The 14,966-nt window shown below is 29.9% G+C and carries 8 protein-coding genes; all 8 read right to left on the minus strand.

Going from position 1 to position 14,966, the window contains the following annotated elements:
- Positions 1-15 precede the first annotated feature (15 nt).
- Positions 16-1,329 (minus strand): ribosome biogenesis GTPase Der, encoded by a 1,314-nt coding sequence (gene der, locus IPH62_01320; protein MBK7103910.1) that lies wholly within the window; start codon positions 1,327-1,329, stop codon positions 16-18.
- A 3-nt stretch (positions 1,330-1,332) separates the two neighbouring features.
- Positions 1,333-2,199: a hypothetical protein gene (locus tag IPH62_01325; GenBank protein ID MBK7103911.1), complete on the minus strand. Its 867-nt coding sequence runs from the start codon at positions 2,197-2,199 to the stop codon at positions 1,333-1,335.
- Between the two features lie 8 nt (positions 2,200-2,207).
- Positions 2,208-5,294, minus strand: coding sequence for a PD40 domain-containing protein (locus tag IPH62_01330; GenBank protein ID MBK7103912.1), 3,087 nt, complete (start codon positions 5,292-5,294; stop codon positions 2,208-2,210).
- An 11-nt stretch (positions 5,295-5,305) separates the two neighbouring features.
- Entirely contained in the window at positions 5,306-8,263 is a 2,958-nt protein-coding gene (locus tag IPH62_01335) for a T9SS type A sorting domain-containing protein (protein ID MBK7103913.1), read from the minus strand.
- 8 nt (positions 8,264-8,271) lie between these two features.
- Positions 8,272-9,435 (minus strand): PorV/PorQ family protein, encoded by a 1,164-nt coding sequence (locus IPH62_01340; GenBank protein MBK7103914.1) that lies wholly within the window; start codon positions 9,433-9,435, stop codon positions 8,272-8,274.
- A 51-nt stretch (positions 9,436-9,486) separates the two neighbouring features.
- Positions 9,487-13,461, minus strand: a complete 3,975-nt coding sequence (porU, locus tag IPH62_01345; protein MBK7103915.1) for a type IX secretion system sortase PorU — start codon at positions 13,459-13,461, stop codon at positions 9,487-9,489.
- Positions 13,462-13,731: 270 nt separating this feature from the next.
- On the minus strand, positions 13,732-14,289 hold the full coding sequence (locus tag IPH62_01350; protein MBK7103916.1) for an HDIG domain-containing protein: 558 nt from the start codon (positions 14,287-14,289) through the stop codon (positions 13,732-13,734).
- Positions 14,290-14,937, minus strand: coding sequence for an endonuclease III (nth, locus tag IPH62_01355; GenBank protein MBK7103917.1), 648 nt, complete (start codon positions 14,935-14,937; stop codon positions 14,290-14,292).
- Positions 14,938-14,966 lie beyond the last annotated feature (29 nt).

Below are 14,966 nucleotides of genomic sequence, written 5' to 3' on the forward strand. Positions count from 1 at the left end.
TGAGGTTAAATATAATTATTTTTCTTTAAAACTTACTGTTATTGGTACGCCCCAAAAACCGAATTTTTCACGAATTTTATTTTCTAGAAATCTGCGGTAATGTTCGGGAACCTCTTTGCTGTTGCTGCAGAAAAATAAAAAGATTGGATATTTCTCACCAACTTGCGAAATAAATTTAATATTTATTTCTTTTCCTCTTTTAGTTGCCGGCGGAGGACTTTTTCTAATTTCATCAATTAAAATTTCATTTAATTCAGATGTGGGAATTTTTTTAGATCTATCAACTTGAATACTTTTTGCAAGATCAATAAGTTTATAAATTCTCTGTTTTGTTAATGCAGAAATAAAAACTATTGGAAGATAATTTATTCCTCCCAAATTAAATTTCATTTCATCTTCAAACTTCTTAGAAGTGTTTGTTTCCTTTTCAACTAAATCCCATTTATTTACAGCTAATATAATTCCTTTTCTTCTGTGAATTGCTTCATCAATAATTTTTTGATCTTGATTTTCCAAACCGGCTTGAGCGTCAATCATTATAATTGCAACATCACAAACACTTAATGCCCGTAATGTTCTTACGGTTGAATAGAATTCAATATTTTCTTTTACTTTTGTTCTTTTTCTTAAGCCAGCGGTATCAACTAAAATTATTTCTTCGCCATAATATTTTAAAACAGAATCAATACTATCTCGCGTTGTTCCGGGAATATCAGTTACAATACTTCTATCATAACCAAGAAGCGCATTTGTTAAAGACGATTTACCGACATTAGGTTTACCAAGCAAAGCAATTCTTAATCTTTTATCATCCTCAAAATCATTTTCCGGAAAATTTAAATCACTAACCAACGAATCAAGTACATCGCCAATATTTCTTCCGTTTAAAGCAGAAATATCATAAACGTGTTCTAATCCAAAAGAATAAAATTCTAATTTGTCATTTTCAAAATTTGCAGTATCGGCTTTATTAACTAAAACATAAGTAGGCTTTTTTGTTGTTCTCAGCAATGCTGCAACTTCGCTATCAAGATGAGTTACGCCAAGTCTTCCATCATTTACAAATAAAAGTGCATCTGCTTCTTCAATTGCAATTTCAACTTGTTCCTTAATAGCAATTTCGAATTTATCATCACTTGATTTAACATAACCGCCGGTATCCATAATTTTGAAAATTTTTCCGTTCCATTCAACTTCGCCGCTTATTCTATCACGCGTTACTCCACTTTGATCATCAACAATAGATATTTTACTTTTTGTTAATCTATTGAATAAAGTTGATTTGCCAACATTAGGTCTTCCGACTATTACAACTAAAGGTGTTGCCATATTTTAAAAGTTATATTTTATATTTAATTGAGGATGATATTCTTTATAAAATCCTATGCGTTCTTCTTTTACAGAAACATTTAAGTTTAGATTTTTATTAAATCTACTTGCAGTCCAAGCAGCATCGAGTGCACTAATGAAATGATTTGAAACAACTGCAATTACTGCCCACTTAGAAATATTATAAAAATCATTTGCTTTTCCTCTTTCAACTGAATAATAATCAAATTGTTCAACAAGAGGATCACCATAAACATAAGCTTTATTTGGATCATCCCCAAATTGTACCCAGCCGACATTAAACTGAGAATACTTACCGATCATTTCATAATATTGCTGATCACCTAATGGAGCTAAACGATGTGAATAATAATTTCCGATTGCACTTTCTAATTTATTTAATTCACTCCAATCAACATTTCCATTATTGTCAAAAACATTATAAAGACTTGCATCAACATTCGGATTTATTGTTGCAGCATTGTGTATTGTCCAATTTGCATATCTGTAAGCGCTCCAATTTTCATTCGCATAGTTTTCAAAAAATTCAGTTTGATCATCTCCTTTATTATCATAAATAACTGCTAAAACAATTACACCAACTTCAACTGCTGCAAAAATTCCAGCTTTTAGATAACTTTCAGAATAAACTTGTCCGGCACCGGGAATTGCAAATGACATAAGTCCCGCCAATATTGGAGTTTTCTTATTTTTCAAATTTGATGTTGAATTTAAATTTTCATCAATTAATAATTTTTGATTTGCAATTTTTGTGTCGTTGATTAATGAACCGCTTAATAAAATTTTTTCAGAATTTTGTGAAAACAGATATGTATTAAAAATTAAAAAATAAAAAATAAATTTTCTCATATTAATTCCTAAAAACTAAATTCAAATAAAATTCCACCGTAGAAATTCCATTCTTTACCGTACAAAATATTTTCATCTCTAACAATTTTTTCATATTCATCAAAAGCATAAGAAGCATTAAAAAATAAACTTGTAGGAAATAAATAAAATGAAATCATTTTTAATCTTAATTCTGCGCCGGCGCCTTTTTTGAAATCACTAAATTCGGGAAATTCATCATTCCATGCATTTCCATAATCTCCATTCACAGAAAAGAATAATTTATCAATGTATAAATGTCCAAGTCTGTAATCAATATTTTTAAATATTGGTAAACGGTAAGTTAAATTTAACCAAGCAAGTTCGTTTCCGCTTATTGCATAAAAAGGATAACCTTTCATTCCAACTAATCCGCCGAGATAGAAATCAAAAAAGTCCGGAACTTGTGGACCCAAAATTGTTCCCAATCTAAATCTTGCGGATAAAGTATGTTCATCATAAATCTGAAAATAATTTTTTAAGTTCAACTCTAATCTATGGAAACTAAAATTTTTATAAATTGGAACGAGCACACCATTTTTAATATCATATTCTCCATCGGGATTATATTTATTCATTTCGTAATTGTATCTTGCTTCAACCTCAATACCCACGGGATTTATATCGCTATCGGTTGTTGGATAAATAGAATTGAATGAATAAGTTAGCTGCAAATTTCTTCCGATAAAATAATTATCACTGCTGCTCGGATACAAAGTTGAAGTATTAGGAAAAATAAAACTCCCAATTGCGGCAGAATATTGGCTGTATATAAATCTGAATTCCAAATTGTGCATTGGATTAAAAATTTTATGCTTAGCTGCAAGATCTACTTCAAATAAATTATATGTAACATCTGCATTTACTGCGCTTTCAAAAGTTGGAATTCCATTAACAGTATCTGCTCCAAATTGAATATCAACATCGGCTTTTCTGCTTATGGAATAAACGTCAACAGATAATTCCGGTTTTAATCCCAAACTATATAATAACGGAACTTTATTTTTAAAAATAAATGTTAAAAATAAATCGCGCTCAAGCCTTGTATTTATTGAACCTCCGGCAAAAAATGAATAACGATTTAACATATCTGATGATGTTAAATATACGCCGGGTTTAATTTTATCTATTGCAGAATTTGAAGTGTTATAATTATCATAACGAATAAACGGTAAAATTGTAAGTTTTGTAAATGCACCCGAATAATTTTTTTCTTGAACTTTCTGAATTTCATTATCATTAAAATTTCTAAGTTTGGCAAAAACTTCTTCAGAAATATCACCTTTTGATTTATCAATATTCAAAGGCGGATTTGCTGATTGAATATATTTCATATTCGAGTTAACAGAATTTTCTGAATAATTTTCTAATTCAAAAATCTTATATCCAGTTGAAGTATAACCAGCATAAACAATTTTATTTTGTTCGTTCATTGAAGGCATAAATGCACTTCCAACAACATTTGTAATTTGAGTTTTATTTTTGGTAATTATATCAAATTCATAAATGTTAAAAATTCCGGTTTCATCTGAGCAATAAATAATTTTATTTTCATCAGAATAAAATGCATTTCGTTCATCAAATTTTTCTTTCAGCAAAAATTCAAAATTGCTTCCGTCAATATTTACTTTTGCAATATCTCTTCCATGATGATATGAATATTCAAATAAAATTTCGCTTCCGTTCTTAGAAAACTTAGGATTAAAAACTTGCTCACCTTTTTCAAAAAATGTTAACTTCTTAAAATTCTTTCCATCAATATCACAAATTCCAATATTTGCAGTTCCATCTCTTTGAAATATAAAAGTAATTTTCTTTCCATCTGAAGAAACACTTGGATTATTTGCGCGCCAACCGTATGTAATTCGCTTTTCATCTTCACTATCTAAATCATAAATATATAAATCGTGAATGTTCGTCCATTTAGGATTTTCTTCACTCAATTTTGCATAAACAATTTTATTTGTGTTTTTTATAAAACTAAATGTTGAACGAATTCCGGATTTAATTAGTTCTTTTTCCTTCGTTTCCAAATTCAGTTTGTACAAACCGGAATTAACAAAATAATTTCCGCCGGAATTTGAGATGAAATAAATTTCTTTTCCGTTTGGTGAAAAAGCAGGATAAAAATTTCCAAATCCTTCATCAACAATTTGCTTACCTTTTACTTCATTCGCTCTAACATTTTTAATTCTCTCGATATAATCTTTTGTAAGATAATCTTTCCATTCATTATAAATTTCATTTCCATCTTTACCTAAAACATCTTCAAAAGCCGCATCAATAGTGAAGTTTGTAAGTTTTCCTAATTTGCGGGTTATATCATTTAATTTATCTTCGCCATATTTTTGCGCAATATATTTTGTTAACGCAAACCCGGAATTATAAACAGATTCATTTCCCAAACTTGTTTTACTAAAAACTCCCATTTCATTCCATGTGAGCATTTTATTATCAAGAACATAAGAACGCAAAATCATATCACGATGAGAATCCCAATTATCATAATCAAATTCTTTGCGCATGTATTGAGCTGTTCCTTCGGCAAACCATGCGGGCATGTTTATAGTAGCAATTGGATAAGATGCAATAAAATTAGGGAATCCATAAAGAATATCGGGACGACGTTTGTCTTCATAATTTAAAAATTGAAGATAAAAAGCGGGAATTGCTCTGCTAACTTTCATCGCAGCTTGAATTTGAACCATGTGCGTAAACTCATGAGAAATTACATTTCTCAACCAATTATGAGAACCACGCAAATCAAAGTCCAATGCAGAAGCCCAAATTTCAATTTTGTTATCAAAAAAATACGTTGCGCCGTTTGAGTAATCATCAATATCTTTAATTATATAATGAACCTTTTCCGGTTCATAATTATATAAACTTGTTATTGGTCCCCAAACATCCTCCGCAATTTTTAAAACTGTTCTTGCGGATCTTTCAGCTTCGGTATGATAATGAACTGCAACATGTTCTCCTTCAATCGTGTACCAAGAATAATCGGGATCAAAATCATCAATTTGACTAAAAATATTTATTGAAAAAATAATTGAGAGTAATACGATTTTTTTCATATGGGAATTGATTACTTAACGATAGCTATTTTAATAATTTTACTTTCTGATTTTCCACTGTTTGAAGTTACTTCAAGATGTGCTAAGTAAGCTCCACTTTGGATGTTTGTAACATTCCAAGAATATTCTGAATCTAAACCGCCGACTGCATTGAAATTAAATTCGTCAACTAAATCTCCGGCTAAATCAAATATTTTTACAATTACTTTTGAATCCTCAGAAACATAAGTTCTTATAAAAGTCTCATTTTCGTAAACGGGATTTGGCCAATTGTATGTTTTATTTTGTGGGAAAAATTCTGAAATATAATTTTCATTTTTTGCAGAATTTATTGAAGCTGAATTTAAATTATTGCCAAATTTACTTCCCCATTGAACTTCTCCCAATGAGTTTATACTCCAATTAGAAATTTCATTTTTAGATGAAGTTGCCGAAAGCAATAAATCATTTTCCCGTTTAATAATTATATTTAATCTGGAAATTTCTCCGCCGGTAGAAAGAGGAAATTCAGAAATAATTTTTCCGTCTGTTCCGGAAATTGCATAAATATCACCATTATTATTTAACGAAATTATATCGGCATTTTCATCATTATTTATATCTGCAACATTTGGAATTCCAATAAAATTATTTGTTGAATTATTTTGATATGGAAAATTTTCTGCTTGAGTTCCCAAAAAATTTATTGCTTGAATTTGATTTCCGGAATTAAATACAATATAATTTTCTCCGTTTTTTCGTAAATCACAAATTGCAATTCCATCAATTTCATTTTCACTTGAATAAATTTTTTCTGCCGATTGATCACCTTTTATAAAGGAAAATATTGAATTATCCGAAGTCAAAATAATTATTGTAAACTTATTTGATTTATTTTTTGTTAATACAAAATTTTTAATTTCTTCTGGAAAGCTAATTTCATTCTCATTTGAAAATTTGAATTTGTTTTTGCTAATTGCCGCAATTTGATTTTCAAGAATTGCAATTTGAGAAATTTCAGAATCAAACATTTGAATTGTTTCTTCTAAAACTGGAGCGGAATTTAATGCAATATTATTTCTGTAAGTTTTGATTGCTCCGTTTGCAAGTCCAACTAAAATTACACTTTCATTTTCATTTATTTGATTAATAACAATTGGTGAAGTACATTTTTCACCAATATTTATCCGCTCATTATTTTTTTCAATTTCGTAATAAAAAATATTTAGCAAACTATCTTTTGAACCAACTACATATTCACCAACTCTATTTTCAACAAGAGCAAAATCAACATCAGAAAAATTTGGAATAAATAAACTTCCGAAATTAACAACCAATCCATTTTCTTGAACAGTAAAAGTTTTGGAAGGATTTTTTTTGCTAATTTTTAAATTTGAATGTTCACCAAAATTTTCCATTCTGCTAATAAGATCAACTTTATCAGAACCAAAATTTAAACTAAAAGTCATTTCATTTCCAAAATCGGCAAAATTGGAAATTGTAATTAAGCTGTTTGCACCACTGTTTGTTTTAGTATTTGGTTTGGAATCAGAAGAAAAAATATTTTTATATAATTTTGATGGATTACTTGCAAACCAAAAATCGCTTGAATCACCTTCGGCAATTACAATATCTCCAAAAATTGTTTGAAATTCTTCGCCAATATCTTGAATTCCATCGGCTTCTTCCAAATCTACGCCGCGATTTTTTCCAACATTAATTTTATTTGCGGATAAGTTTTCATTTATAATTTTTTCATCAATATGCCAAATTAAAATTCCATTTCCCGGCGTTGCCCAATCAAATTCATCAACATCCAGCACAACTCCGTTCAGCGTATCAATAATTGCATTATTAAATTCATCAATATCTTCTTGAAAAGTGGTTGATTTTATTACACTATTTGTCTTATAAGTAACTTTTACACCGTCTTTGTTTGCATCCCGCTGTCTATTTTCGATTAAATAATATTCTGAAGAGTTGATTGGAATTTTAACAATTTTATAATGTTCACGATTTAATGCATAAGCGAGACGGGTTACAACATTTATACTTGGTTTATCAAAATCAAAAGTAACGGGTATTTCCCATCCTAAAAAAACTTTTTCCCAAGCTGAAGGTTCCGGCGGGAACAATCCGCCGAAAGCAAACAGTGATTGTCCATCCATTAAACCAAATCTGCCAATTGCACTTTTTCCGGTTTCCGCATCAAATAAATCCGGTAAACCTAAATAGCTTGCAATGTTAGAAACTATCAATCCATTTATTGAAAGTTCAAGAAGAACTGTTCCGCCGAATCCGCTTTCTTCTCTTGATTCGGTTTCGGGAAGAATTGCGGAATTTGTAATTTTAAATCCGTTTGATAAAGTAATCCCATCAAACTCATTTCCGTAGAATTGTTTTAACGAATTAAGACTAATAAATATTGAAGGTAAATCACGAGGCTCTCCAAGTAAATTTGAAGTAGAAATATCTTTTCCAACACCGGCATGAAAAATCATAAATAAATCATATTGAGAAAAATCCAAATCCGGATTTTGCTGCTCAGCCAATGTCCAAACTTCAGTTGCAAAATCACCCAAAATTTTAAAGCCGCCATTATCATCCGGAGAATATTCTCTCATAAATTTAGAAACTTTTACAATTTCGGGAATTACATTATAATTTATTTCAACAATTCCATTTGAAGATTTATTATAATAATTTTCAGCAAATTTTAGATGATCTTCAAAATAATTTTTATCATGCGGAAGCGGATCAATAATAGAATTGCCGTAATCCTTTGAATAAATTGTTCCGAAAGTTCCGTCACCATAAGTCAGTTCAAATTTATCCGGCTGGAATTCAACCATAACCGCTAAAATATTAATTGTGTTTGAAACTTTCACATTTTCGTTTTTTTGAAGTGTGGAAAATTGCGGAGAAAAAGTTTGGGCAGATAATCCACCCAAACATAAAATAAAAAATGCGGTAAAATTTTTGAGATTCATAATTTTAATTAAATACCCCGCGGAAAACCTTTACCGACATTTGGTGTAGTTGCTCCCCAGCCGATTGAAAGCGTAAATCTTAATGTATCTGAAAGCGGATGCTGTTCACCGTCTTTGAATAAATCTGTAGTAATATAACTGAAATCAAAACCATATAAATCATATCTAATCCCAGCGCCAATGGTAGCAAATTTTCTGTTCCCAAAACTTGGATCTTCATAAAAGAAACCGGTTCTTAGCGCAAATTTAAAATCTTCACCGCCATACCAATATTCTAATCCTAATGAAGTAACTAAATCTCTTAATTCGGTTCTAAAATCATCATCAAACCAAGATGTAAAAATTGCTTCGTAAAATTCAGCTCTTTGTGATGCGCTATCAGCTCTATCAACTAAAAGCTTACTTACGTCAGTTGTAAGAGTTAGAGAATTGAAATCATCTTCTACTAAACGGAAAGCCATGCCAAATCTGAAATTTGTAGGAATTGGATCAGCTTGCGATTGATCAATATAATAAATCTTTGGACCGACATTACTTAAATTCATACCTAAGCTAAATTTATTTCCGATATTACCAATAAGCGGAAGTTCTAAATCTTCCGGTCTCCACATTGTTGCAAGATCAAAACTAATTGTTGTTGAAACTCCTTCACCTTTTTCTTGAGCTGTAGGTTTATCAGAAAGTCTGCTGTGAATTACTCTAAAGTTTAATCCAAGTCCCCAATCGGAATGTAATTTTGTCGCGTATCCTATTGTTAAAGCCGCATCAAATGATCTAAATTCACCTAACGCAATTGGCGAGTCTTCACCGGTGCGAATAAATGTACCGTAATTCATAAATGTAATACTTGATGTTATGCTTCCGTCTATTTCTTCAACATATTGTCTGTAATTTAAATAATCGTAAAATAAATCATCCAAACCAAATTGCGGAAGCCATTTACTATGAGTAATACTTGCTTCTGAACCGGTTAAAAAAGCAATACCAGCAGGGTTCCAAAAAATAGCTGATGAATTATCTGCAAGTCCGCCGCCGGATTCGCCAACACCGCCGGCTCTTGAGTCCGGAGCAAGTAGTAAAAATGGAACAGCGGCTTCCCCTTGCGCATTTATATTATTTGTAAATAAGACTAACATTGGCAAAAACACCAATATTATTAATGATTTCTTCATTGAAAAGTACCTCCAAATTGATAAAAATTTTTAAACAAGGCGATTTTAATTTTACCTAATAACTGCCATTTTTCCAAGAATATTCTCAGTGTATTCGCCATCAACACTTTGAACTATGAGTTTATACAAATATGTTCCGTTCCCAATATTGTTATTATCTTCATCTTTTCCATCCCATTCTAACTTTACAAATTTATCTTCTACATTTGATGCATTAATTTCCTTAATGACTCTTCCGGCAACAGTATAAATTTTAATTTTCACATTTATTGCATCACTTAAGTTATGCTGAAATGTAAAAAATGTATTTGAACTAAATGGATTGGGATAATTATAAACTTCTCTTAATGCTAATTTATCTCCATCAACAACTGTAAAATTATTTTCTGCAAAAGAAAAATTATTAAAAACATCCCATGCATTAATTTTTATTTTATATTCGCCAGGTTCTAATGAAGAAAAATTATAATTCACTTCACCGGATTTTCCACCGGAATTCAAATCACCAATAAAATAATTCGTTAAATCTATAGAATTTTGTTCATTATCATTTAATATTGCTTCAAGCTTATGACCAATACCTGTACCGGTTGTATTCAATCCGGTTTCATCAAAAAGTTTAACTCTTAATTTAAAATTAGGATTTACCAAATAAGAATTTTCTAATTCGTCATCATAAAGAATTTCAATATCGGGACCTTTTCCATCGTTTGTATTTGTTGTATCTGTACCGCCAATTGTTATATTATCGGTATATCCGATTCCATCAAACTCTTCATTAAAAAAATAAGCCGATATTTTACCATTTTTATTTTCATAAGAAATATCTTTTGGAACTGTAAAACTTGTAGAAAATTCCCCATTATTTACCGAAACTCTACCTCTAAAAATTACACCGCCTTGATCTTCCATATTGTAATTAATATCTTCAAGATGAATTGTTCTTTTTGAATCGAATACAGTAATTATTGCTTCACCATTAAAATTGCTTATTGCAGAATCTACATTTAATACTTTTCCGGAAATATTTACAGAGCTTAATGCTGAAATGTTTACCGGCTGAACTAAATTTGAATTATTTACGGATGTAATTTTTAAAGGTAATTTGGGAATATTTAATCTTAACGCCGGGTCACCAAATAAATGAAATCTTTCATCATTTGGTCCAGTTCTTTCATTTTTAAGTTTAAAATAAGCATTTCCAATTCGAGTTGGAAAACCTAAACTGTCTTTTGAACCAAGCATATGTTTATAAAATGTTATTGTTAATGCATAATTTTCATTTGAAAAAACTGGTCTAACTGCAGAAATTCCTCCAATCATTCCAAAATTTTCCATTAAGATCATTTCCTCTGTTGCACTTTGCAAATTAGGATCGTCATATTTTCCAAAATCACATGTTGCTGCAGTTAGGAAAAATAGTTCTTTATTTTTTAATTGCGGAATTGAAACAGTTCTTTCAAAAACTTGTTCGTGTGCCCATAAATCCGGGCTTCCATGACCAAAATAATTGAAAATTAGAGTTCCATTATTTATCGCATTAATTATTTCTGCATTACAAGTCGGTTTTCTCCTACCGATTCCGGTATTTATTGTTTGAAAGTTAGAAAGGTAGATTTTTTTTCTATCAAAACTTTTTGGAATATATAGGTTAGAAAGATTTTCTGATTGACCTGTATGGAGAGATCCGTCCCTATCATCAACTTTCCCAGTTTTTGCATTATATCCAGATAAGCCGTCATCACCAAGTAAAGTAATTCTGTTTCGCCAAAGTCCTTCATTTTGATCAGTTTCATAACTAATTATTTTATCAACAACAATTCTTGCTTCACTTGTGTTTGTTATACTTAACCTTCCAATTCCTAAATCTGCTTTTTCATCAGCACCGGAAATTCTTGAATAAAAATCATCATAAGGATATGAATCAATTTCATATAAAGATTCTATTTGCTGAAATGAAGGAATAAAATTTTTGCCAATTTCTTCAATGTTTAAATAATCATAATCGCCATCTCCAAAAAGTAAAACATATTCCGGTTTTATCTGCCAATTTTCATAAACATATTTTAAGAAATCCCTAATCGAAGTTGGATCTAACATTCCGCCGGAAAATTCTTTATAAATATCTTCAATAAAAACTACTTTTGATGATATTGGAAATTGTGCTTCAAGTGAACGATAATTTTTTAATCTTTCAGCCTGATCTTTAAATACAGATGGTGAAATTATAACATATTTAGCACCTTGAGATTCTCCACGAATATTCGAATTAGTTTCTTTTACGCCCTTATTCGGTTTTTTGAATTTACTCGAATGCACAGCCAAATACTTTGAACTAAAATTTGAATTTTCTTCGTTTGCAAATGTAAAATTGCCTCCGGTTATTTCAACATTAACAATTTTGGGATTTGAGAAATCGCTGATATTATAAACTATAAAATCACTTCCTCCAAAATTATTTCCACTGAATTTAACAATGCCATCAATTTGTTTTGAGAAAAATAAAAGTTCATTATCTGTCGCAATTAAATTTTTATAATATTCTATTTCGAAATAATCTAAATGTCCTTTATCGGAAATTGTAGCAGGAGTAAAAGTAAATTTTAGTGCCGATCTATTTTCCGGCAAAGTTCCTTTAAATGTTGCAAAACTTCTTATTGCAGCACCATATCTATATGTTTGATTATCAGTTGCAGCTCCGGCAATTAATCTTGAAAAAATTCTTGTGGAATTTTCATCGATTGTAAGTAAATTTTGCTGTTTTGCACCATTTATAAATTGGAAATTATAATTAATTGTGCTATCCGGAATAAACTCATTCAACATATTTGTGTACGTTTTAGTCTTGGCTGTACTACTATAATTATCATCGACAAAAAGAAGTCCCGTGCTCATTAAATTTTGATTATCATCATCTTTGTAAACATAAGCTTTTGTAGAAGTCTGTTGAATTGCTGGTTGATCAGTAATATTATTTTGGCTTAACATTCTTTTACCGGAAGTTCCGCCGTATGTAATCCAATAATAGTTTTTGTTTGAATAATAATTTTTATTTCTTGTAATCTTATTTGAAATTTTGTTAAACTCCCAAAAGTTTACACCTCTTCCGTAAAATAAAATATAATCGTTATCGCCAAAAGTTCCGTCTTCTTCGCCGGAAACAAAAATTGCATTTTCTACCAAATCTTCAGGTCTTACCGCAGAGATTGTCCAAGGTAAAATATATCCGCCGTTATTGTAGATTTTTATAGTTTTTGGATCAATAGAATTTACCGGAATTCCGAGTTCTGTTAAATATGCTTTATCTATTTTATAAATTCCTTCAACTGGGGCTTCAAATTTATACCATTCGCCTTCAGCCAAAACTGAATTTTGACCTGAAATTTTTGAGAGTTTTTTTTCACTTCCCCAAATTTTTGCAATTTCTTTATTTAAAATTACATCAGCAGCAAATTCTGAAATTTTATTACGATTTTGATTTGAGTTTTGTGCAAAATCAATTTGAAAAATTATCTTAGTATAAAATTTAATTTCAGAAGTAACCGGATCGAATAAAACGGGATTTACAATAATATCTTGAACTTGTGCATCTCTAATTTTTCCAAATTCACCAAACTCAATTATTTCCGGATGTTTGTAATAATTGTAATCATTAGATTTTTTGTAACTAAATTCCGTAAAACCATTTCTCTTTTCCATATTGGGAATTGGTTTTAAGTTTCCATTTAATACTTTGAAATCAGAATTTATAACACGAATATTATTCCCAAATTCTTGCGGAACTCCAATGTTAAAAACTCTTTTTGGAACTTCAGGCATTCCTTGCAAATTTTCTGCAATTTCACAATTTCTGATTGATGTTTTTCGATAAGTTTCAAAATTATAGATTGTTAATGTTGTGTCTTCAAATGATGGTGTGTATTCTATAATTAGCGAGTTTGAAGATGACGATAAGATCTTATAATCATCTTGTGCGGTAACAAATGAATAAAAAAATAGGAAACCTATCAAATAGTATTTGTTCACTAACTAATCCCCAAATTAACTTAGTTAAATTAGATTACAAACTTAGATAAATAATTATTTGTAAATCAAATTAAATGGTAACAAATACTCTATATAAATTTCCTTCTTTGAAACTGTTAAATTTTAAGTGACACAAATTAGATAAGTTTAGTACAAATTGTCAAGTCAAAAGATTTTTGTCAATTAAATTAACAAAAACTCAAAGTATATTTTAATTAAATTAATTCTCGATCAAATCTAAAAATTTTTAAGTTAAAAAATGATGCAAAATTAAAGACCTAAATTATCTTTAATTCCACGCAATGCATTTATGCAGAATTGAATATGTTCATCAAGCGAAATATTTAAATCTGCCGCACCGTTAATTATATCTTCCCTTTTAACTGCTTTTGCAAAAGCTTTATCTTTCATTTTTTTCTTAACTGAACTTACTTCAACTTCATCAATTTTCCTATTCGGTCTTACCAAAGTTACCGCAGTTATAAATCCGGATAATTCATCACAAGCATATAAAACTTTTTCAAGTAAACTTTCTCGCTTAACATTTGTATGATCTGCATGTGATAAAATTGCTCTTGTGAAAATTTCTGAAAATCCTTTTTCCTTTAGAATTTTTTCTCCTTGAGTAGGATGATCTACCATTGATGGAAATTTTTCATAATCAAAATCATGAAGCAAAGCAACATTTCCCCAAAACTCAATATCTTCATTAAACTTTTTTGCATATTCTTTAACACATGCTTCAACTGAATATGCATGTTTTAACAAACTTTCATTCTGAGTATATTCTTTTAAAAGTCTATGGCAAAATTCTCTGTTTCGTTCCATTTATTTTTCCTTCTTTAGATTAGAACTTGGGCAATATTTTTCTACAACACAATTTTTACAATTTGGTCTTCTTGCAATACAGATTTTTCTCCCGTGATTTATAAACCAATGTGTTGAATTTACCCAATCTTCTTTGGGTAAAAGTGTTTTCAATTTATTTTCAATTATTTCCGGATTTGAAGAATTCACTAAACCCAATAAATTTGAAATTCTATTTACGTGCGTATCAACTGCAATTGCTGGAATATTGAAAGCGTGTCCGGCAACAACTGAAGCAGTCTTTCTCCCAACTCCGGGTAATTTTGTAAGTTCATCAAAATTATTTGGAACTGTTGAATTATATTTTTCAACTAAAATTGTGCAGCAATTTTTAATGCTTTTTGCTTTCTGTTTGTAAAATCCGGTTGAGAAAATATATTTTTCCAACTCTTCAATTTTCGCATTCGAGAAATCTTCTGCGTCAACATATTTTTTAAATAATTCTTTAGTTACAATATTTACTCTCGCATCTGTACATTGAGCACTTAAAATTGTTGCAACAAGAAGTTGAAGCGGATTTGTAAATTCCAACTGCGGTTTAGTATTTGGATATTCTTTTTTAAGAATTGCAAATATTTTTTTTATTCTTTTGCTTTCTTCATCTTTCATATTAGCATTTTCTTTTTAACAATAATCAC

It is taken from the genome of Ignavibacteriota bacterium (assembly GCA_016708125.1).
Lineage (GTDB): Bacteria > Bacteroidota > Ignavibacteria > Ignavibacteriales > Melioribacteraceae.